The organism is Streptomyces polygonati (assembly GCF_042650325.1).
GTDB classification, from domain to species: Bacteria; Actinomycetota; Actinomycetes; order Streptomycetales; family Streptomycetaceae; genus Actinacidiphila; species Actinacidiphila polygonati.
Map to the genome: position 1 here is coordinate 175,945 of NZ_JBHSBB010000010.1, position 21,275 is coordinate 197,219.

The 21,275-nt window shown below is 73.6% G+C and carries 15 protein-coding genes; 6 read left to right on the forward strand and 9 right to left on the reverse strand.

What is annotated here, in order from left to right:
* Positions 1-124: 124 nt before the first annotated feature.
* From fxsT to ACFO3J_RS13465, 7 genes are all read right to left on the reverse strand, one after another.
* The gene (fxsT, locus tag ACFO3J_RS13435) at positions 125-3,133 is read right to left on the reverse strand and encodes an FxSxx-COOH system tetratricopeptide repeat protein (RefSeq protein WP_386429480.1); all 3,009 of its coding nucleotides are present in this window, start codon (positions 3,131-3,133) and stop codon (positions 125-127) included.
* 160 nt (positions 3,134-3,293) lie between these two features.
* On the reverse strand, positions 3,294-4,658 hold the full coding sequence (locus tag ACFO3J_RS13440) for an HEXXH motif domain-containing protein (RefSeq protein WP_386429482.1): 1,365 nt from the start codon (positions 4,656-4,658) through the stop codon (positions 3,294-3,296).
* Positions 4,659-4,914: 256 nt separating this feature from the next.
* The gene (locus tag ACFO3J_RS13445) at positions 4,915-6,090 is read right to left on the reverse strand and encodes an FxsB family cyclophane-forming radical SAM/SPASM peptide maturase (RefSeq protein WP_386430203.1); all 1,176 of its coding nucleotides are present in this window, start codon (positions 6,088-6,090) and stop codon (positions 4,915-4,917) included.
* A gap of 195 nt (positions 6,091-6,285) precedes the next feature.
* Entirely contained in the window at positions 6,286-6,564 is a 279-nt protein-coding gene (gene fxsA, locus ACFO3J_RS13450; RefSeq protein ID WP_386429484.1) for an FxSxx-COOH cyclophane-containing RiPP peptide, read from the reverse strand.
* A gap of 34 nt (positions 6,565-6,598) precedes the next feature.
* The gene (locus ACFO3J_RS13455; protein ID WP_386429486.1) at positions 6,599-10,039 is read right to left on the reverse strand and encodes an SAV_2336 N-terminal domain-related protein; all 3,441 of its coding nucleotides are present in this window, start codon (positions 10,037-10,039) and stop codon (positions 6,599-6,601) included.
* Between the two features lie 7 nt (positions 10,040-10,046).
* The gene (locus ACFO3J_RS13460; RefSeq protein ID WP_386430204.1) at positions 10,047-11,060 is read right to left on the reverse strand and encodes an AAA family ATPase; all 1,014 of its coding nucleotides are present in this window, start codon (positions 11,058-11,060) and stop codon (positions 10,047-10,049) included.
* A gap of 48 nt (positions 11,061-11,108) precedes the next feature.
* Positions 11,109-13,112, reverse strand: a complete 2,004-nt coding sequence (locus tag ACFO3J_RS13465; protein WP_386429488.1) for a VMAP-C domain-containing protein — start codon at positions 13,110-13,112, stop codon at positions 11,109-11,111.
* 285 nt (positions 13,113-13,397) lie between these two features.
* Here ACFO3J_RS13465 and ACFO3J_RS13470 point away from each other — a divergent pair, with 285 nt between their 5' ends.
* From ACFO3J_RS13470 to ACFO3J_RS13480, 3 genes are all read left to right on the forward strand, one after another.
* Entirely contained in the window at positions 13,398-13,586 is a 189-nt protein-coding gene (locus tag ACFO3J_RS13470) for a DUF6104 family protein (protein ID WP_386429490.1), read from the forward strand.
* A 132-nt stretch (positions 13,587-13,718) separates the two neighbouring features.
* On the forward strand, positions 13,719-14,618 hold the full coding sequence (locus tag ACFO3J_RS13475) for a DUF4097 family beta strand repeat-containing protein (RefSeq protein WP_386429492.1): 900 nt from the start codon (positions 13,719-13,721) through the stop codon (positions 14,616-14,618).
* A gap of 1 nt (position 14,619) precedes the next feature.
* On the forward strand, positions 14,620-15,597 hold the full coding sequence (locus tag ACFO3J_RS13480; RefSeq protein WP_386429494.1) for a PadR family transcriptional regulator: 978 nt from the start codon (positions 14,620-14,622) through the stop codon (positions 15,595-15,597).
* Here ACFO3J_RS13480 and ACFO3J_RS13485 read toward each other — a convergent pair.
* The gene (locus ACFO3J_RS13485) at positions 15,594-16,556 is read right to left on the reverse strand and encodes a zinc-binding dehydrogenase (protein ID WP_386429496.1); all 963 of its coding nucleotides are present in this window, start codon (positions 16,554-16,556) and stop codon (positions 15,594-15,596) included. The genes ACFO3J_RS13480 and ACFO3J_RS13485 overlap by 4 nt on opposite strands.
* A gap of 106 nt (positions 16,557-16,662) precedes the next feature.
* Positions 16,663-17,820 carry an NAD(P)-dependent malic enzyme gene (locus ACFO3J_RS13490; protein ID WP_386429498.1) on the reverse strand — a complete coding sequence of 386 codons (1,158 nt, stop codon included), beginning with the start codon at positions 17,818-17,820 and terminating at the stop codon, positions 16,663-16,665.
* Positions 17,821-18,384: 564 nt separating this feature from the next.
* Here ACFO3J_RS13490 and ACFO3J_RS13495 point away from each other — a divergent pair.
* The 3 genes from ACFO3J_RS13495 to ACFO3J_RS13505 are packed head-to-tail and all read left to right on the forward strand — an operon-like array spanning position 18,385 to position 21,138.
* Positions 18,385-19,365 carry an ABC transporter substrate-binding protein gene (locus ACFO3J_RS13495; protein ID WP_386429500.1) on the forward strand — a complete coding sequence of 327 codons (981 nt, stop codon included), beginning with the start codon at positions 18,385-18,387 and terminating at the stop codon, positions 19,363-19,365.
* Between the two features lies 1 nt (position 19,366).
* On the forward strand, positions 19,367-20,332 hold the full coding sequence (locus ACFO3J_RS13500; RefSeq protein ID WP_386429502.1) for an amino acid ABC transporter permease: 966 nt from the start codon (positions 19,367-19,369) through the stop codon (positions 20,330-20,332).
* Positions 20,332-21,138 carry an amino acid ABC transporter ATP-binding protein gene (locus tag ACFO3J_RS13505; protein ID WP_386429504.1) on the forward strand — a complete coding sequence of 269 codons (807 nt, stop codon included), beginning with the start codon at positions 20,332-20,334 and terminating at the stop codon, positions 21,136-21,138. The genes ACFO3J_RS13500 and ACFO3J_RS13505 overlap by 1 nt, the downstream gene beginning before the upstream one ends.
* Positions 21,139-21,275 lie beyond the last annotated feature (137 nt).

Below are 21,275 nucleotides of genomic sequence, written 5' to 3' on the forward strand. Positions count from 1 at the left end.
CCCGGTGTCACACACGGCCGAGGCCCGTACCTTCGCGGTACGGGCCCCGGCCGTTGTCGTGCTCGCTCGGTGGGAGCTTCGTGCGGGGGGGGCGTGCGGACCGCGCGGGTCAGGAGCTGAACGGTCAGGAGCTGAACGGCTCGAAGTCCCAGTGCGGGCGGGTACGGGACCGGGCGGCGACCGTCTGCGGGTGCTGGGGGCCGAGGGTGGCGGCGAGCGCGTCCAGCCCCTCCTCCTCGATCTTGTCGGCCTCCTGGCGGCGGCGCAGATTGCGCAGGTCGGCGGCCAGCGCGATCCGGCAGGACAGCGTCAGCGGATGGTGCTTGCCGAGTCCGGACGCGGCCCGGTCACCGGTCACCCGGCTCAACTCGGCGGCGCCTTCCGGGTCACCGGCCAGATTGCGGGCCGCCGCGGCGTTGAGCGCGCAGCCCAGCGTCCAGTAGTGATCGGGGCCGACCGCCCGGGTCATGCCGTCCAGCGCGTCCTCGATCTCGATCTGCGACTGCTGGCGCTCGCCGGAGGCCCGCAGGATCAGGCCGTGGCCGCCGAGCGCCCCGGCGGTGTACGGGTGCCGGTCGCCGAGCCGGTCGCGGTAGCGGCCGATGACCCGCTCGCTGAGGTCGCGGGCCCGGTCCAGGTCGCCGTGCTGCCGCTCGAAGTTGGACAGGGTGAGGGCGACACGCAAGGTGAGCGGGTCGAAGTCGCCGCGGACCCGCTCGCAGCGCTCCAGCAGCCGGGCCAGTACATTGGCCGCCCTGGTCCGGTCGCCGGCCCGGTGGTAGCACTGGGCCAGATTGTGCTCGGCGCGCAGCGTCTGGGGGTTGTCCGGGCCCAGCACGGTGCGGTGCACCTCGGAGTTGCGCTCCTGCACCGAGAGGGCCTGGTCGTAGCGCCCGAGCAGCCGCAGGTCGTGGGCGTAGGAGTTCTCCGAGGAGAGCGTCCAGTTGTTGCGGTCGCGCAGCAGCTCGCGGCGGATCTCCATGGTGTCGAGGTCGAGGTCGAGGGCGTCCTGGAAGCGGCCGAGCAGGCGGTAGATGAGCGCCAGGTTGTTCTGCGCCATCAAAGTCACCGGGTCACGGTCGCCGAGCAGTTCGACATAGGCGTCCCGGACCGTCTCCGAGAGTTCGAGTGTCTCCGCGTAGCGTCCGAGGTTGCGCAGGTCGGAGGCGAGGTTGGCGGCGGCGCGCAGCGTCAGCAGGTCTCCGGCGCCGCGATCGGCCAGCAGTGTCTCGTACGCCGCCCGGTCGATGCCCTCGGTGGTGGTGTACTCGCCGGTGGCCCGCAGCAGATTGGTCCGGTGGTGCACCAGGTCCCACAGCCGGGGGTGGCCTGGCTCCAGCAGCCGCGGCCAGTACTCGCCGGCGATCTCGGCGACCCGCAGACCGGTGAGGTATTCGCCCGAAAGGTAGAGATAGCGCAGGCAGTTGAGGACCATGCCCTGGATCTCGGGGTTGGTGCTGTCGAGCGCGCCGGAGGCCGACAGGTGCGGGACGATCTCGGCGTAGCGCGGCCACAGCCGGGTGTCGCCCGGCCGGCCGGGGTCGGCGGCGGCGAGGATCTTGCGGACCACCCGGGAGTAGACGTTCTCCTCGTCGTCCGGCATGTCGCTGCGGACCGCCTGGTAGACGAGGCGGTGCATCTGCACGATCTCGGTGGAGCCGGGCGGCTCCTCGGTGCCGACCTCCTGCGGGTCGGACTGGATGACGGACCACTGGGCGAGCTTGCCGATCGCGGAGTTCCACAGCAGGGGGTCCTCGATCAGCCCGGCGAGCTGCTCGGGCATGTCGCGGATCGGCAGGTCGCGCAGCAGCCGGACCGGAATGGGCCCGGGCGCGAAGAAGACGCACAGCCGCAGCAGGTCGACGGCCTCGGGCTTGTCCTCGCGCAGCCGGTTCAGCAGTATCGAGAAGGCCGTGTAGTACGTCATCTGGAAGTCGGCGGCGACCTTGAGACCGGACTCCACATCGGCGCCGTGCCGCAGCAGTTCGATGTACTCGTCGACGGGCATGGCCGAGTCGTTGAGCGAGCCGGCGTTCTGGTCCAGGGCCAGGGCCAGGTCGCCGAGGGCCTCGGCGAGCTTGTCCGCGTCGGCCTCGTCGATCCGGGGCGCGCGGCGGCGGATGAAGGCGACGGACTCGACGCGGTCGTAGACCGGGACTTCGAGCAGGGCGCTGTTGTACTCGCCCCATTCGCGGTTCTGCGAGGTGATCAGCACATGGCCGGGGCCGGCCGGGACCAGGTCGTGGATCTCGTCCGGGCGGTCGGCGCCGTCCAGCACGATCAGCCAGCGGAAGTACGGATCGCCGCGGCGCAGCGCGTCGTGCACGGCGCGCAGCCGCTCGCCGTACTCCCGGCCGGTGGTCAGCCGCAGCGCCGGGGCCAGCGCGGCCAGCTTCTCGCGCAGGGTGCCGCGCTCGGCGGCGCGGACCCACCACACCACGTCGTACTCGGGCGCGAAACGGTAGACGTACTCGGCGGCGATATGGGTCTTGCCGACACCGGACAGGCCGTGCAGGGTGGCGACGGCCGCGCCGGGTTCGGCCAGCTGGAGCTGCTGGTGGAGGTCGGCGATCAGCTCCTCGCGGCCGGTGAAGCGGGTGTTGCGGCGCGGGACGCCGCCCCAGACGGCGGGGGGCTCCAGCGGGAAGCGGGGGCCGCCGCCCGCGCCTTGCGTGTCGGTGCCGGCCGCGGAGCGGGCGGGGGTGATGCCGAGCCGGGCCAGCAGCCGGCGCTCGGCCTCGGCGGCGCCCAGGCCCCACAGATCGGCGGCGCCCAGGGCGGCGGAGGCGGTCGGCAGCGCGGCGGAGGTGACGGAGACGGCGGCGAACCGGTCGCTGTTGGGGGGCACGACCTCGCGCAGCGCGCTGTTCCACTCCTGGCGGCTGCGCGGGCCCAGCCGGAAATACCACTCGCTGAGCACGATCAGGACGCGGCCCTCGGAGAGCAGCAGATCGCGCAGGCCCTGCTCGACGCTGCTGTCCGGGGTGATGTCCCAGCGCTGCAGCACCACCTGCTGGCCGTGCTTCTCCAGCCGGCTGGCGATCCACGACGCCCACGCCCTGTTGTACCCCGCGAAGCTGACGGTCACGGGTCCCCACCCCACCGCTGACGCGGTGTTCCGCCCTCCGGCCATAGGACCGACTCCCTCGTTGCGCGCGTTTCGTCGCTGACGTGGCTTGGACCTACCGGTGTGGCCACTGCGCCAGAAACTACACTGATCTGGTCCCCCGCTGACGGACAGTCATGCCCTTTCCTGTGGATAAGTACGGTTCAGTCCTGTGGACAAGCGGGCGTCACCGGCGAAGGGCCCGCTGCCGCCGCCAGATGACCCGGCTGGTCTCGACGTAGGCCGCCGCGCGGGCCAGGTGACCGCTGGGCGGTACGTGTTCCCGCAGTCGAGTGTGATGCGCGGCCATCGCCCTGACCAGGGTCAGTCCCCGCGGGGTCAGCCGGCTGGACCCGAGCAGCTGCGGCAGCGCCGCCTCGACCTGCTGGCGGCAGCGGCAGTGATCGGCCCAGGCGGCGTCCCGCCGGGCCGGGCCCGCCTCGCTGAGCGCCACGCCCAGGTGGAAGTCGGCCAGCGCGAGGTGCGCGTACGCGCCCTGGAAGAGGCCGTCGAAGGGGCGCGGGTCGGGGCGCCAGGGCGCCCAGTAGCTGGGGGTGTCGTCGGCGGTGTGCAGCACCGTCAGCGAGGACAGCGCGAGCAGTTTGGCGTGCTGCAGTTCGTGGACGAGGGTCGCGGCCAGTTCCAGGCCGCCGCGCGGGGTGCTGCTCAGCAGCGCGCCGAACGCCTCGCCGCGGGTCGCGCTGCACCGGGCGGTGGCCGAACCGGCCAGCGGCACGAAGCAGTCGAGCAGCGCGTCGGCCTCCCGGGCGCGTGAGCCGTCGCCCAGCCGCAGCCAGCTCTGGGCGTCCTGCCAGGCGCCGCGCCAGCGGGCGTGCTCGGCGCCGTCGAGCGCGCCGACGGCGGTCAGGCCGTACGGATTGGTGTGCCGTTCCTCGTCGCGGTACGGGTCGGCGTCGTCGACCAGGACGGGGTGGCCGCCGGCCGAACGCAGGCCGCGCAGCGGCCGCCAGCCGGGCGCGGCGGACCGCCACACCCCGTCGGGCCCTTTGCGCACCTCCACGCGGGTGTCGGCGGTCCGCAGCCAGAGTGTGCTTCCGTCGCCGTCGACCCGGGCCCGGGCGGTTCCGGCCGGCGGCCGGTAGCTGCCGAGCGTCGGCAGGTGCAGCGCCCCGCCGTACAGCGGCACTTCGGCGCCGAAGCGCAGCCCCGCGCGGGCCGCCGCGGCGGCGGCGATCGCCCCGAGGTGCCCGAGGCCCGCCACCGGCGGCCGCTCCCCCCGGCTCAGCGCGCGCAGGCAGCGCTCGGCCCAGGCGCCGGTGAACGGATAGTGCACCACCCGCCGGGCGGCGGCCGGGTCGGCCCGCTCGGCCTCTTCCAGCAGCCGCCAGTCCCGCAGCACCCGCTCCCCCTCGCCCGCCGCCAGCACCCCGGGCGTCGCGCCCCGTACCGCGTCCAGCAGCGCCCGCAGCGTCAGCAGCCGCCGCGCCCGCTGCCCGGCGACCAACGACGCCAGCACCCGCGGTTCCCCACGGGTGGCCCCCAGGGCCATCAGCAACTCGTCCGTGACACGCGGCCCGGTGAAGACACTCACCGGACGGCCTCCCGCCGGGCCACCCGGCCCCGACCCGCACCGCTGCTGCGGCGCGACCGCGCCCAGACCCCGGCCGGAGCAGCCCGCCGCAAGCAGACACCCACCGGGACGCCTCCCCGCCCGCCCGTCCGCCCCCGAGCAGCCCGCCGCGCCCAAGCCTGCGCCGGACCGCCCCTCACCCGGCCCCGACCCGCAACGCTCGGGCCGCGCCAATGCGCGTAGACCCCGGCCGGAGCGGCCCGCCGCGTGCACGCGTTCACCGGGGCGCCTCCCCGGTCGGGGCGGCGGCGGCCGCCTGGTGGAGGCGGGTGGAGATGTGGCGGATGAGGTGGGCGAGGTCGGCGCAGTAGACGGAGGGGTTGCGGAAGCCGTCGGGGGACTTGTAGCGGTGGACGTAGTGGCCGCCGCCGCAGATCGTGACCAGGGGGCAGGCGCGGCAGGTGGCGGCGAGGGCGGCGAGGCCGGACTGGCGGGCGGCGATGGCCGGATGGGCCAGGGCGTCGTCGAAGCTGTGGCGGAAGACGTCGAGGCCGGTGGCGGCGGCGCCGTCGTAGGCCGACTTGAGCGAGTCCACCTGCTCGATGGCGCCGTCGGCCTCCACCACCACGCTGGTGAAGGGTTGCAGGCCGAGCCGTTCGCCGGCCGCCGGGACGCCGAGCAGTAGTGCCACGCACTCCTCGAACAGCCTGATCCGGGTACGGCGCCGGTCGGCGTCCCACCAGCGGTCGAAGACGGCGGTCAGCCAACGGCCGTACGGCGCGGGGTCGCCTGCCGGCGCCGGCAGGCCCGGCGGCGGCGCCGTCCAGTTGCCGTGCGGCAGCAGCAGATCGATCATCGGCGGGTCGAAGCCGAGCAGCGAGTCGTACACCTCGACGGGGTCGTGCCGCAGGTCCACGACGCACAGCACCCCCGCGTACGCCTCCGGCGCGGTCCGGGCCAGCAGCCGGATCCCGGCGGACGCGGCCCCCCAGGAGGGGCGGCCGGCGTGGTCGGTGCGGGCCGCGTTGTGCGCGGGCAGGCCGCCGTCGAGGCTGACGCCGATCCGCAGGCCGGCTTCCCGGAGCAGGCGGATCCGCTCGCGGGTGAGCAGCGTGGCGTTGGTCTGCACCCCGGCGTGCACGGTCGCGGGGACGAGGTCCCGGATGAGCCGCACATCGGCGGCCAGCCGCCCGGCGCCGGCCAGCAGCGGCTCGCCGCCGTGCAGCACGACGGCGACCTCGCCGAGCCGGTGGGCGACGGTGTGCTCGGCGATGCGTTCGGCCGTACGCCGGATCACCTCGGCGGGCGGGACGCGGGGGCGGTCCCGCCAGCTGCGGTCGGGTCCCGCGTACACATAGCAGTAGGCGCAGGCGAGATTGCAGCGGCTGTGCACCTTGAGGATGAACTGCCGTACAGGTGAGGCGCGTACGGGTGGCTGCGGCGCGGCGCCCACGCCGCGGTTCGGCGGCCCGGTCCGCGTCGGCTGCTGGACCACCTGCGCTCCTTCCCGTACCGGCCGCCCCGTTCGGCCCTCGCGGTTGTTCCCGCCGGGCCACCGGGAGCAAACTCCCCGGTAGGGTTTTGGCGTGTCCCGCACCGCGCGCGGCCTAAAGCAGGCCGGAGCGCGGCGCGTGGAGTCGTGCGCCGGTCATACCGAACTGTCGTGCCCCCACAGGGACTCGTCCCCGCTGCCCGCCACCCGCTCCCGCAACTCCGCGACCAGCTCCGACAGTACGGGGTGCGCCGCCGTCCGCAGCGCTTCCAGGTCCATCCCGAGCAGGTCCACCTCCGGGCCGGCCGCGCTCTCCGGGGCCGCCCGGTCCGGGGCTTCGCCGTCCGTGCCGTGCGGGACCTGTCCGCCGGGGACGGCCTCCGCCGCCGGCTCGGCAGGCTCTTCCGGGTGGCGTGCCGCTCGCTGCGATTCCATGGGACGCTCCCTTGCCATCGTGTGGTCTCCCGTCTCAGGCCGGCCGGGTCAGCGCGTCCAGGAGTTGGGCGGTGCGGGCGGCCTCGGCGCTGTCGGGGCCGGCCGGGAGGGTGCGCCAGGCGGCCAGGGCGGCGCGGTAGGCCTCGGCGGCGGCTCGGGGGCGGCGGGCGGACTCGTACACGACGCCACGCCAATGATGCGCCCGTGCGGACAGCCGCGCCATAGGGCCTGGTTCGGGCGCCTGCGGGCGGGCGGCCGAGGCCGATTCGGCGGCCCTGCGGTAGGCGTCGGCGGCCTGGTCGAGGCGTTCGGGGCGGTGGGTGTGCAGATAGCCGAGCCGGTGGGATTCGCCGAGTTCGAACCAGATCCTGGCCACCTGGCCGGGCTCCACTGCGGGTTGGAGGGCCAGCCCGAGGACGTACTCGGCCTCGCGGAGGTCCACCAGGTCCTCTTCGGCGCGGTAGCGCAGGATCAGCGCGCGGCCCAGCATCAGCAGCCGGTCCGGCAGCATCGGATCGCTCTCCGGGGTCTCCATCCGGCAGTCCCGCAGGACTTGGACCGCGCGGTTCACGAAGCCGTCGCCGTCCGGGAGTTCGGCCCGGGTCAGCAGCGCCTCACCCCATTCGGCCACCATCTCGCGGTATTCGGGCCGGTCGCGCGAGGTGAGCCGGCAGGCCTCGGCGAACCGCCCGGCGGCGGACTCCAGTTCGGCGGGCGAACCGTCCTGCGCGTAGCGGGCCACCGCGATCCGGCCGGACCGCAGCAGCAGCGCGGCGCGGGCCGCGGCGTCGTCCCCGCTCTCGCCGAGGGCGCGGTCCAGGTGCCGCCGGGCCTCGTCCAGCCGTCCGCCTTCGAGGAGTTGGGCGTCGATGAGGGACAGTGTCGCGATGTGCCGGGCCTCGGGAGGCGCGTCCTCGCGCTCCAGCGCGTCGAGGCCGGACAGGAAGGAGGTCGCGGCCCGCTGGGCGAAGATCGCGGCGCTCTGGCGGTCGCGGGCGGTGCCGGCCAGCCGCAGCAGCGCGCGGCCGTGGGCCAGCGGCAGCCCGCTGGGACGGTCCTGGCCCGGCGGCCAGGAGTCGGCGAACGCCTCCAGCATGCCGAGCGTCTCGTGCAGCAGCCCCGCGTCGCCGCCGAGCTGCCACTGGTCCTCCAGCACCCGGACCCGCTCCAGCGTGGCGTCGAGCAGCTGGCGCGGATCGAGCCCGGGGGCGGCGCAGACCGCGGTGAACTCCCGGTCCGCGCGCCGCAGCAGCTCCAGCGCGCCCCGGTCGTCGCCGATCGCGGCGCGGTCCTCGGCGGCGGCCTGGAAGACGCGGGCGCGCACCGCCCGGGCACGCACCGAACCGGGGTGCGCGGTCGCGGTCTCGGCCGCCTCCTGGGCTTCCCGCAGCAGATCGGCGCCGCCGCGCACCCGCCACAGCACGACCAGCTGCTGGGCCAGTTCACTCCACAGGTCGGGGTCGATACCGCGTACGCCCTCCCGCGCGGTGGCGGCCCGCAGCAGCTGGACGGCGTCCAGCAGGTTCTGCACCATGCCCTTGCCGTGGAAGCGGGCGGTCAGCGCGCGGGCCTGGCGGACCACCGACGACGGTCCGGCCGGACCGGTCTGCGCGACCTGCCCGCCCGGCCCCTGCGGGAGCGGCATGAAGCGCTCCAGCACCCGGGCGGCGACCTCGGCGAAGGGTTGCGGCGATTCGGTGCCGACCACGGCCGGCAGCTCCTCGTCGCGCACCACCTCCCGTACGCCCGAGGCGCGCGCGGCCTGCTCCAGCGCGCTGCGCACCGCCTCGTCCGCCGCCAGGTCGCCGAGCCCCTCGGTGAGCTGGGTGATGGCCAGCGCGGGGAAGTTGGGGCCGCCCTTGCCGAACCGCTGTTCGACGTATTGCGAGCAGTGCTTGAGCACCAGCAGCGCTTCGTCGCGGCCCAGCGAGGACAGCAGCGCGTCGCGTACGCCGTCGGCGAAGTGGTACCAGCGGTGGTCCTCGTCGGTGCCGCGCACCAGCAGGCCGCTGAGCAGCACTTCGGCCAGTTCGGCCGGGCCGGAGTCGGGCAGCATGGTGCGCTGGACGAGCTGCATGACCGGCAGGAAGAGGGGGGCGGCGGCGAGGTAGACGGCGAGCTGCGCGGCGGCCGGGGAGGCCGCCGAGCGGAAGCGGCCGACCAGCGCGGGCACCGGCACGGTGGTGCGGCGCGGGGCGCTGTGGCTGGCCGGGTGGTCGGGCCGCACCCAGCCGACGGCGGCCGGCACCTGGCCCGAGCCCATACCGGCCAGCAGCCGCGCCCAGGCGCCCAGCGCGGAGGCGGCGGGCGGCAGTACGGGCACCGGCAGCGCGTCGGGTTCGGCGCCGGCCGTGGCGGCCCCGGCCGAGAAGCGCAGCGGGGCGGCGGTCGACAGGCCGGCGGCGCGGTGCAGCACCCCGTACGAGACCGGCAGCCGGGTGCGGTTCCACAGCCGGGCGGGCAGCGGCTGGAGCACGGCGGTCGGGCCGAGCCGCAGCAGCCGGTGCAGCAGCCGGTGGCCCTGGCCCGACCGCCACAGCGGTCCCACGCAGTCGCTGACCAGCAGGGTGATCCGGCGTCCGGTGGGGTCGAGGAGCTGCTGGGCGGAGCGCAGCCCGGCGGGTTCGGGGTCGAAGCGGCCGGAGACGGCCAGCTCGCCCTCCGGGGTGGCGTGCAGATAGCGGACCTGGACCTCGTGGAAGGCACCGAGTCGTTCGAAGACGGTGACCAGTTCGCGGAGCATCCGCTCCCAGACGAACATCGAGGAGGAGGCGTCCATCAGCAGCTGCATGGCCGCGTCGCCGCGCGGCACCGGGCGGAAGACCGGCAGCATCAGCCCGCCGGCCAGGGCGGTCCGGTCGGCGGTGGCCGCCTCGTCCAGGACTTCCCTGCGCGGCCGGGCCGGGCTGTGGTAGCGCTGCAACGGGCGTAACGCTGCCTGCAGTTCGAGCAGCTTGGGCAGGGCGGCGGCTTCCGGGATGGTCACGCCCAGCGCGCTGGCGCCGGCCGCCGGGCGGGCGCGGCCCGGCACGCCCGCGCCCGGGTAGAGGCTGATCATGCCGTCGGCGGGCGGATCGGCGGCGGGCGGGACCAGCCGCCGGCCCTTGCCGTCGGTGCTGTCGCCCTTCGGGGTGCGCGGATGGCCGGGCGGCGGTGTGCGGTCGGCGGCCGGCTCCGGGCCGCTGTCGGCGGCCGGGTCGGGCCCGGCGGTGGTCGGCCGGGACCAGCGGGCCAGCCAGAGGGCGTCGGCGAGTTCGGTGGCGGCCGGGCGCAGCCCGGACCGGTCCAGCGCGGCGACGACCTCGGCCAGCGGGTCGGCGGTCGGCGGATCGGCGGGCGGACTGGGCGGACCGGGCTGTCCTGGCGGGGGATCGGCCGGCGGCCCGGGCGGCCGGCCGGCGGTGGCCGGGGCTACGGGCTCGGTCGGAGCGCGCGGTGGCGGCTCCGGGTGCGGACCGGGGTCTGGCTCGGCCATGGCCACCTCACCTGGGCCGGTCGAGCCGCTGGATGAGCATGTCGGCCAGCCGGGAGCGGGTGGGCGGCGCGGCATGGTGGGTGAGGTAGATCGCGTTCAGCAGCTGGTCGGTGGCGAGCAGTTCGCCGCGCGACCGTTCCAGGAAACGCTTGACGAGGTCGTCGCCGACGGTCGCCGCCTCCTCGCCCAGATGCGCCCGTACCACCGTGGACAGCCGCTTGTGGTCGGGGCGGCCCAGCTCCAGGTGGATACAGCGGCGCAGCAGCGGCGGCGGGAAGTCCCGTTCGCCGTTGCTGGTGAGGACCACGAAGGGGAAGGCCCGGCAGCGGATCCGGCCGTCGCGCACGGTGACCCGGGTGCCGTCGTCGGTGAGGACGTCGACCTCCGGCTCGCGGTCGGCGAGGCGCTCCAGCTCGGGGATGCCGAACTCGCCCTCCTCCATCACGTTCAGCAGGTCGTTGGGCAGGTCGATGTCGCTCTTGTCCAGCTCGTCGATCAGCAGCACCCGCGGTTTGGCGGTGGGCAGCAGGGCGGTGCCGAGCGGGCCGAGCCGGATGTAGCGGCCGATGCCGCCGGTCGGCACCTTGCCGGAGTTGGCGGCGATCTGGGTGTCCTGGAGCCGGCCGATCGCGTCGTAGCGGTACAGCCCGTCCTGGAGCGCGCTGCGGCTGACGATGGGCCAGTGCAGCACCCGGCCCAGCCCGAGTTCGTAGGCCACCGCGTGCGCCAGGGTGCTCTTGCCGGTGCCGGGGCTGCCGGTGACCAGCAGCGGGCGGCGCAGATAGAGCGCGGCGTTGACCAGCTCCAGTTCCTCCGGGCTGGGCCGGTGCAGTTCGGCCATGTGCCGGTAGGCGCCCAGCCGCCGGGCCGAGGAGCTGTCCGGGCCGGGGCCCGCCTCCACCAGCGGACCGCCGTCGAAGTCCCGCCAGGGCGGCGGCTCGGGCAGACCGTCGATGCCGCTGTGGGGCTCGCCGGTGCCGCGGTAGATGAGCCATTCGCCCGCCGGGGTGGCGTCGGTCATGTCATCGCTCACCTCGATACCCCTTTCCGTCCCGAGTCGTCCGTTGCGTCATGGATTCTCCAGCAGCTCGCCGGCCCCTGGCAGGGGTCTGGTCGGGTCGTCGTACAGCAGCGTGAGCCCCGTGGACCAATACGTCTCCGGTACGCCGTCGGCGACCCCGGCCCGCAGCCCGCTCAGCGCCGCGGGCAGGCCGGCCGCGGTGCGCGCGACCCGGACCGTACGGGAGGTGCCGCGGTGGAAGTCGGCGCACACGGTCTCCTCGCCGACCGGTTCCCGGCGCCACAGCGCGATCGGGTAGCCGCTACGGACCAGCGTACGCAACGCCTCGGGCGCGTCGGGCCCGCTGCGGCACAGCACCGGCAGCAACTGCCGTGGGCGCGACCGCAGTTCGTCCTCGTCCGGGACCGAGCCCAGCGCCACCTCGTCGCAGTCGAGCACCTCGGCGGCCAGCCACTGCTTGTGCAGGGTGTTCCAGCGGGCGACGCGCTCCTCCGCGACGGCCGGGTCGGCGTCGTCCGGCGGGTGGCTGCGGCGGACCACGACCGGGCGGACCGCGCCGACCGGCCGGGCGGCGGAGCCGAGCCGCCAGACGTCGACGGCCAGGTCCACCAGGTTGTCGGGCAGGGCGAGTTGGAGGGCGGCGGCGTAATCGCGCTCGTCGCAGCGGCGGAACGCCTCGGTGAGGGGTTCGGCGAGCGAGGCGGGCAGGTCGGCGAAGTCGGTGTCCCGGCCCTCGCCGAGCGGCACCACCTCGCCGGTCTCGGGTACGACGCAGACCTGCCAGTCGTAGCGGCCCGGCTCCCAGCCGCGGTGGAAGATCTCCAGCAGCACTTCCGGTCCGGTGCGGCGGCGCGCGGGCGCCACCGAGGCGGCCGACGGGGACTCGCGCAGCCGGAGCCTGGCCCGGCGCTCGGTGAGCAGCGCGCTGCGGAACGGCCGGGTGGGGGTCTCCGCCTCGGCGGCGATCTTCTCCGCCCACTGCCACAGCGCGGGTTCGGTCAAGTCCTCGGCGGGGTGCGGGCGTTCGGCGGTGGCGGCGTGCACGGCGTAGCGCAGCACCGCTTCCAGTTCGGCGCCGCCGCGCCGCAGGTCGTAGAGCAGACCGAGGCCGTCGCGCCAGGCGCGGGGCGCCTGCGGCAGGCCCTGGGCGGGGGCGCCGCGCACCTCGGTGACGATCCGCTCCAGGCTGCGGGTGCCGGCCGGCGGCGGGAGCTGGGCGAGCAGGCCGAGCAGCCGGGTGCGCTGGCCCGGGGTGAGGGCGCGGCCGGCCATGGCGCCGATGTCGCTCTGCGCGTCGGTCCAGGTGGGCTCGGTGCGGGCGACGAAGCCGTGCCGGTCGGCGTGGTAGAGGTCGTGGGCGGCCATCACCCGGTGGTACAGGTCGTCGTCGGCCGGTCCGGCGGCGGCCGGCAGGTGGCGTAACTGCTGGATGCCGACGGCCAGTCCGCCGTCCTTGCCGCTGCGCCGCGACTTGAGCACTCCTATGACCTCGCCGCGGGCCAGGTCCACCACCGGGCCGCCGGACAGGCCGGACGGCATCTCGTCCTCGTTGCTGAGCCGCAGGGCGCCGCCGCTGCCGGCGCCGAGCTGGCCGCTGATCGTGCAGCGGCCGTTGTACGGGTAGACCTCGCCGTCCATCGGGACCCAGCCGAAGTAGGCGACCTGGTTGGTGGTGTAGCCCTTGGCGGTGCGCTCACTGAGCCAGACGCAGGGGTGGTCCACCTGGTCGAGCAGCCGGACCAGGGCGAGGTCGGGGGCGGGCCAGCGGCCGGGGCCCGGGGACGCGTCGGGGTCGGCCCATTCGACGACCCCGGTGAGCATGCGGTCGCCGTAACCGATCGACACCTTGCGTGCCGCCGCCCCCACAGTCGCCTCCTGTCCGGCCAGCGCCACGTGCGCGCAGGTGAGCACCCAGTTGGGTGCGACGAAGAAGCCGCTGCCCAGAAGAGGGTTCCCGGATTCGGCGCTGTGGATGCGTACGGTGGCCGCACTCGCGAGGGGCAAGAGGATCTCGGCGGCGTCGCCCGGCTCCCGCTGTGCGCCCCCTGCCATCACGGTGCGCCCTCCGGCTTCGCGTGTGCTCCGGTCCCAGCGGTCCCCACGCCTGTCGTTCCCCCCTGGTCCGGCCCACCGGGCCGATGCCCGGGGCCGGTCCGCCGGTCTGATCGTCTTCGAAGGATAGGGGGTGTCGCCCACCGGAGCGGGTCGCTTCCCCGACACTGCCTATCCTTGCGGTGTACGTCCTGTGTCGTCGCCCCGTCATCCCCCTGTCATCCCGCTGTCCTGCGCGATTCCTCCCCGTCCCCCGCCCGTCCCATCCCTTTTCCGGAGCAGATCTTGTACTTCACCGACCGCGGTATCGAGGAGCTGGCGGACCGGCGCGGCGAGGAGGAGGTCAGCTTCGACTGGCTCGCCGACCGGCTGCGGGAGTTCGTGGACCTCAACCCGGAATTCGAGATTCCGGTGGAACGGCTGGCCACCTGGCTGGCCCGGCTGGACGACGACGAGGACATCGAGAACGGCTAGACCCTGCCGTTCGGACCCCGCCGGGGCGCGGCCCCTCCCGTACGGGACCGCTTGACTTCCACCGCACGCGATATATCGTGTCTTGCAGAAGACGCGATATGTTGCGTTGCTGGCGTACCCGAGGAGGGCACGATGAGCGGCACGTCGGAGCGGACCGTCACCGAACCGGAGAAGCTCGTCTTCACCGAGCTGGTGGACACCCTCAGCGTGAGGATCGTCAACGGCGCGGTGAATGTGGTGGGCATCGAGGAGGGCCCCTCGCGGGTGGAGATCAGCGAGATCAAGGGCCCGCCGCTGAAGGTCCAGCTGCACGGCTCCACCCTCACCGTCACCTACGAGGACCTGCCGTGGAAGGGCCTGCTGAAATGGTGGGACCGCAAGGGCTGGGCGCGGCACGCCGTGGTCTCGCTGGCGGTGCCGCAGAGCACCCGGGTCGAGGTCGGCGTGGTCGGCGCGGGCGCGATGATCTCGGGGATCTCGGGGGCCACCAGCGTCCAGGGCGTCGGCGGCGACACCACGCTGGTCGGGCTCACCGGCCCGGTGCGGGCCAACACCGTGTCCGGCAACGTGGAGGCGCAGTCGCTGTCCGGCGAGCTGTCGGTCAACACCGTCTCCGGTGACCTCACGGTGGTCGAGGGCAGCGGCTCACAGGTCAAGGCCGACTCGGTGAGCGGCGACATCGTGCTGGACCTGGACCCCTCGGCCGGCGCCCAGGTGCGGCTGACCACGGTGTCCGGCGAGATCGCCATCCGCATCCCCGAGCCGGGCGACGCCGATGTGGAGGCCAGCACCACCAGCGGCCATGTCTCCTGCGCCTTCGAGGAGTTGCGGGTGTCCGGCTGGGGTCCGGGGCAGTGGGCCGGCAAGCGGATCAGCGGCCGGATCGGCGGCGGGCGCGCCCGGCTGCGGGCCACCACCGTCTCCGGCGCCATCGCGCTGCTGCGCCGCCCGCCGCTGGACGACATCGCGGACGGTCCGGCCCGGCCGGGCGGCTCCGACGGGGACGCCGCCTCGCCGCGGAAGGACAACTGATATGGCCCCCGTCTTCGCCCACGGCCGGCTGCGGCTCTACCTGCTCAAACTGCTGGACGAGTCGCCCCGCCACGGCTACGAGGTGATCCGGCTGCTGGAGGAGCGCTTCCAGGGGCTCTACGCGCCGTCGGCCGGCACCGTCTACCCGCGGCTGGCCAAGCTGGAGAAGGAGGGCCTGGTCACCCACTCCACCGAGGGCGGCCGCAAGGTCTACGCGCTCACCGCGGCCGGCCGGGCCGAACTGGCGGCCCGCGCCGAGGAGATCGCCGGGCTGGAGGCGGAGATCCGCGAGTCGGTCTCCACCCTTGCGGCCGAGATCCGCGAGGACGTCCGCGGCGCGGCCGGCGATCTGCGCCGCGAGGTGCGGGCGGCGGCCCAGCAGGCGCGGGCCGGCGGCGGGCCCCGGCCGGAATGGAAGGAGCAGGCGCAGCGGGCCAAGGAGGAGAGCCGCCGCGCCAAGGAGGAGGCCCGCGACGCCCGGCAGCAGGCGAACGCCGCCCGGGAGGCGGTCAACAGCGCCCGTGACGAGGTGCAGCGCATCGCCCGGCAGGTGCAGGACCAGGTCCAGACATACGCCAAGGGCGGTGACTGGCAGACCGGGCTGCGCGAGGGACTGGCGGAACTCACCCGTGAGCTGGGCCAGTTCGGCCAGCCGGGCGGCTTCGGCCAGGGACCGGGGACCGGCCCGGGGGCCGACCCCACCACGCCCTGGGGCTGGCCGGCCGCTCCGTACCCGGTGAAGGACGACGACACCCCGGCGTCGGACGACCCGATGCGCGACCTCGAACGCCTGCTGGACCGCTTCCGCGACGACATCCGCGACACGGCCCGCGACAGCGGGGTGGACGACGCCCAACTGCGGGCGGTACGCGGTTATCTGTCCGCGGCGGCGGCGCACATCGCGGCGGCGCTGCGCGGACCGGGCGCCAGCTCCGGGTCCGGGTCCGGGCCCGGGCCCGGGCCCAAGGACACGGCTTAGAGGGTCAGCACGATCTTCCCGAACACCTCGCCCGCCGCGAGGTGTTCGAACCCCTCGCGGGCCCGGTCCATCGGCAGCACCGAGTCGATCACCGGCCGCACCCCGGTCAGCGCGCAGAAGGCGAGCAGATCCTCCAGCTCGTCCTTGGTGCCCATGGTGGAGCCGACCACCTTCAGCTCCAGGAAGAAGATCCGGTTGAGCTCGCCGGAGCGCGGGGTGGTGCCGCTGGTCGCGCCGGAGATCACCAGAGTGCCGCCGGGCCGCAGCGACTTGACCGAATGCGACCAGGTGGCCGCGCCGACCGTCTCGATCACCGCGTCCACCCGCTCCGGCAGCCTCGCCCCGGGTTCGAACACCGCGTGCGCCCCCAGCTCGGCCGCCCGCTCCCGCTTCCCGGCGTCCCTGCTGGTCGCGTACACCCGCAGCCCGGCTGCCCTGGCCAGCACGATCGCGGCCGTCGCCACCCCGCCGCCCGCCCCCTGGACCAGTACCGAATCCCCGGGCCGCACCCCGGCGTTGCTGAACAGCATCCGGTACGCGGTCAGCCACGCGGTCGGCAGGCAGGCCGCCTCCTCGAAGGACAGCTCCTTCGGCTTCGGCAGGACGTTCCACGTCGGCACGGTCACCTGCTCGGCGAACGTCCCCTGATACCGCTCGGTGAGCAGCGACCGCCGCTCCTTCGGCCCCACGCCGTGCCCGGTCTGCCCGATGACGGCGTGCACCACCACCTCGTTGCCGTCCTCGTCCACCCCGGCCGCGTCGCACCCGAGGATCATCGGCAGGCTCTCCTCCCCCAGCCCCACCCCCTTGAGCGACCAGAGGTCGTGGTGGTTCAGCGACGCCGCCCGTACCGCGACCCGCGTCCACCCCTCCCGCTCCCGCGGCCCCGGCCGCTCCCCCAACTCCAGCCCGCTGAGGGGCTCTTCGGCGTCGATACGCGCGGCATACACGGCAAACATGCAGCCGACCCTACGATCCCCACCCGCCCCGGCGGAACACCGCCGAAGCCGACCCGCCGCGCACGGCCACCCTCCGGTGGCGGGCCGCCCGCGGCGGGTCAGGCGGTCAGCGGCGGGCCACACCCTCCGCCCGGGCCGCGGCGGCGACGGCCGCGGTGACGGCCGGGGCGACGCGCGCGTCGAAGGGGGAGGGGATGACGCAGCTGGGCGAGAGTTCGGCGGCGACGACGGCGGCCAAAGCCTCGGCGGCGGCGAGTTTCATGCCCTCGGTGATCGCGGAGGCACGGACCTGGAGGGCGCCGGCGAAGATGCCCGGGAAGGCGAGCACGTTGTTGATCTGGTTGGGGAAGTCGCTGCGGCCGGTGGCCACCACGGTGGCGTACTTGTGGGCGACCTCGGGGTGGATCTCCGGGGTGGGGTTGGCCATCGCGAAGATGAAGGCGCCCGGGGCCATGGTGGCCACCGCCGACTCGGCGACAGTGCCGCCGGAGACGCCGATGAAGACGTCCGCGCCGGCCAGCGCGGACTCCAGCGAGCCGGACAGCCCCGCCTTGTTCGTATACGAGACCAGCTCCCGCTTGATCGGGTTGAGGTCCTGCCGGGCGGCGTGGACCACGCCGTTGCGGTCGGTGACGGCGACATCGCCGATGCCCGCCTCGACCAGGATCCTGGCGATGGCGACCCCGGCCGCGCCGGCGCCGGCGATGACCGCCCGCAGTTCGCCGAGGGTGCGGCCGGTCAGCGTGCAGGCGTTGCGCAGCGCCGCCAGGGTGACCACCGCCGTGCCGTGCTGGTCGTCGTGGAAGACCGGGATGTCCAGGCGTTCCTTGAGCTGGCGTTCGATCTCGAAGCAGCGGGGGGCGGAGATGTCCTCCAGGTTGACCCCGCCGAAGGAGGGCGCCAGCCGGACCACGGTCTCCACGATCTCGTCGACCCCGGTGCAGGCGAGCGCGATGGGCACCGCGTCCACCCCGCCGAACTGCTTGAAGAGGATCGCCTTGCCCTCCATCACCGGCAGCGACGCCTCGGGCCCGATGTCACCGAGCCCCAGCACCGAGGTGCCGTCGGTGACGACCGCGACGACCTGGGACCGCCAGGTGTAGTCGTGCACGAGGTCCGGATTCTCGGCGATCGCCGTGCAGACCTCGGCGACCCCGGGCGTGTACGCCAGTGACAGGTCGTCGGCGTTGCGCACCGGCACGGTCGAGGCGATCTCCATCTTGCCGCCGCGGTGCAGGGCGAACACCGGATCGAGCGGAAACACGTCGGAAGCCGTAGCCGCAGCCGGGTCCGTAGCGGTCGCCGCGTCGCCACTCGCACCGGCGCCGGCACCGGCACCCGGACCGGCGCTCGCACCGCTGTCGGCGCCCGCACCGGGTCGGGGATTAACGATCTCCGTAGCCACTGATTTGGCCCCTTTGTTAAATTTGTCGAGAAGTTGAGGGAAAGTGCTCCGCCCGGAGAGCGGAGCGGGAATGGGCTCGGCGTCCGTACCGCCAGAGGGGAGTGGGCGTGGCGACAATCGGACACCAGGCGCGCCGCACGCGCGCCGTGGGCCCCCGGTAAGGGGAAGGCACCGTTCTACCGGAAGTCTCGTTCCGCTGACGGCTGCCCCGTCTGAGCGGCATGGCCCCATACGGTCCGGTCTTGGTGTGCCGGCCCGATGGGCGCCCGGGGATCGCCCGTTATCCGATTTTGACACAACGAGCACCCTGCCGGGGGCTGTCCGGATGGCAAGATGCACAGATCACACAGGGTTGCGGTACTCGATGGTGCGTGCCGTTCGCCGCCCTGCAGGTAACACCCCGTCTCGCAGGAGGACACAGCGATGACCGCATGTACCACCAGGCGTTCGGCCGCCCTGACACGTCTCACCGCGGTCGCCGCCGTCGCGGTCGCCGGCACCCTGGTACTCACCGGGTGTGGCGACCAGACCAAGAAGGACAATTCCCCGAGCAGCGCCGGTACCTCGGGCAGTTCCGGCGCCACCGCCTCCGCCACCAAGGCCGGCGCCCCGCTGTTCGCCAAGCTGCCGAAGAAGTACCAGGACGCCGGTGTGATCAAGGTCGGCACCGACGCCTCGTACGCCCCGATGGAGCAGACCGAGAACGGCAAGATCGTCGGTATCGACCCGGACATCGGCGACGCGCTGGCCGCCCAGCTCGGGGTGAGGTTCCAGTTCACCAACGGCACCTTCGACGGCCTGATCACCTCGCTGTACACCGGCCGCTCGGACGCCGTGATGTCCGCGATGAGCGACACCAAGGCCCGCCAGCAGGGCCTGGACGACAGCGGCAAGAAGACCGGCAAGGGCGTCGACTTCGTCGACTACTACAACTCCGGCTCGTCGCTGCTGGTCAAGAAGGGCAACCCGAAGGGCATCAAGGCGCTGGCCGACGTGTGCGGCCAGACCGTGGCGGTCCAGCGCGGCACGATCTACGAGGACGCGTTCAAGAAGCAGAAGACGGCCTGCGGTTCGAAGGGGCTGACCATCCAGGCCTTCGACACCGACGCCGAGGCGCAGACCCGGGTCCGGGCCGGCGGCGCGGTCGCCGACCTCAACGACACGCCGGTGGCCGCCTACATCGCGCAGAAGTCCGGCAACGGCAACGACTTCGAGGTGGCGGGCTCGCCGGCCGACGCCGGACCCTTCGGCATCGCCACCGACAAGACCAACACGCAGCTGAGGGACGCCCTGAAGGCCGCCATGGACGCGATCATCGCGGACGGCACCTACGCCAAGGTGCTGCAGAAGTGGAACTCCAGCAGCGGCGCCGTCCAGCAGGCCGCGATCAACGGCGGCTCGTGACGTGACCACCGCCGACTTCGAGCAGGGGCCCGCCGGCACGCCGCCGGCCGGGCCCCCGGCCGCCGGGACCCGGTCCGACACGCCGTACGAGGCCATCCGTGCCATCCCGGTGCGCCACTACGGCCGCTGGGTGGCCGCGGTGGTGGTCGTCCTGCTGCTGGTCTGGCTGGCCTACGCCTTCTCGCAGGGCGACATCATCTGGAACACGGTGGGCGACAAGCTGTTCGACCACACCGTGATCACGGGTGTCGGGCACACCATCCTGATCTCGGTCTGCTCGATGGCGCTCGGCCTGGTGCTGGGCGTGGTCTTCGCGGTGATGCGGCTGTCGAAGAACCCGGTCACCGGCGGTGTGGCGTGGCTGTACATCTGGTTCTTCCGCGGTACCCCGGTCTACGTCCAGCTGCTGATGTGGTTCAACCTCTCGCTGATCTTCCCGGTGATCAACCTCGGGCCGGTCTACAAGAACAACACCGTCGACGTCATGACCCCGTTCCTGGTCGCCCTGCTGGGCCTCGGGCTCAACGAGGGCGCCTACATGGCGGAGATCGTCCGGGCCGGCATCCAGTCGGTGGACGAGGGCCAGACCGAGGCGGCGCACGCGCTGGGCATGACCGGCGGCCGGACCATGGCCCGGATCGTGCTGCCGCAGGCGATGCGGGTGATCATCCCGCCGACCGGCAACGAGTTCATCAACATGCTGAAGACCTCCTCGCTCGTCTCGGTGGTGCAGTACACCGAACTGCTGCGGGCGACGTCCGACATCGGCAACTCCACCACCGCCGTGATGGAGATGTATTTCGTCGCCTCGATCTGGTATCTCGTGCTGACCAGCGTGTTCAGCGTCGGACAGTTCTATCTGGAGCGCCGTTACGCCCGCGGCTCGCTGCGCTCGCTGCCGCTCACCCCCTGGCAGAAGGTCAGGGCCAATCTGTCCACCCTGCGCCGACCGAAGGTGGCCGTGTGATGAGCAGTCCGACGAGCGGCCTGGCGGGCACCGCCAAGGCCGGCGGCGCGCCGATGGTGAAGGCGGAGGGCGTGCACAAGTCCTTCGGGACCGCGCACATCCTCAAGGGCATCGACCTGGAGGTGGCGCCGCGCGAGGTGTTCTGCCTGATCGGACCGTCCGGGTCCGGCAAGTCCACCTTCCTGCGCTGCGTCAACCATCTGGAGCAGATCAACGCCGGGCGGCTGTGGGTCGACGGCGAGCTGATCGGCTACCGGCAGCGCGGCGACAAGCTGTACGAGCTGAAGGACCGCGAGGTGGCCGCCAAGCGGCGGGACATCGGCATGGTCTTCCAGCGGTTCAATCTGTTCCCGCACATGACCGCGATCGAGAACATCATGGAGGGCCCGGTCCAGGTCAAGCGGGAGACCAAGGCGGTGGCGCGCGAGCGGGCCACCGCGCTGCTGGACCGGGTGGGCCTGTCGGACAAGGCCGGCAACTACCCGGCGCAGCTGTCCGGCGGCCAGCAGCAGCGGGTGGCGATCGCCCGGGCGCTGGCGATGGAGCCCAAGCTGATGCTCTTCGACGAGCCGACCTCGGCGCTCGACCCCGAGCTGGTCGGCGATGTGCTGGACGTGATGCGCGGGCTCGCCGAGGACGGCATGACGATGATCGTGGTGACGCACGAGATGGGCTTCGCCCGCGAGGTCGGCGACGCGCTGGTCTTCATGGACGACGGCGCGGTGGTGGAGTCCGGCCACCCCCGGGACGTGCTGGGCAACCCGCAGCACGACCGGACGAAGTCGTTCCTCTCGAAGGTGCTGTGACGTTCGAGGGCGCAGTGACGTTCGAGGGTGCCAGAGTCCGCGCGTTCGCCCATGAGGGGTACGGGCCAGCCGTCCGTACCCCTCGCCCGCCGGCGATCCGTAATACCCTGGTACCGCAGTCGGCCATTACCGAGCCT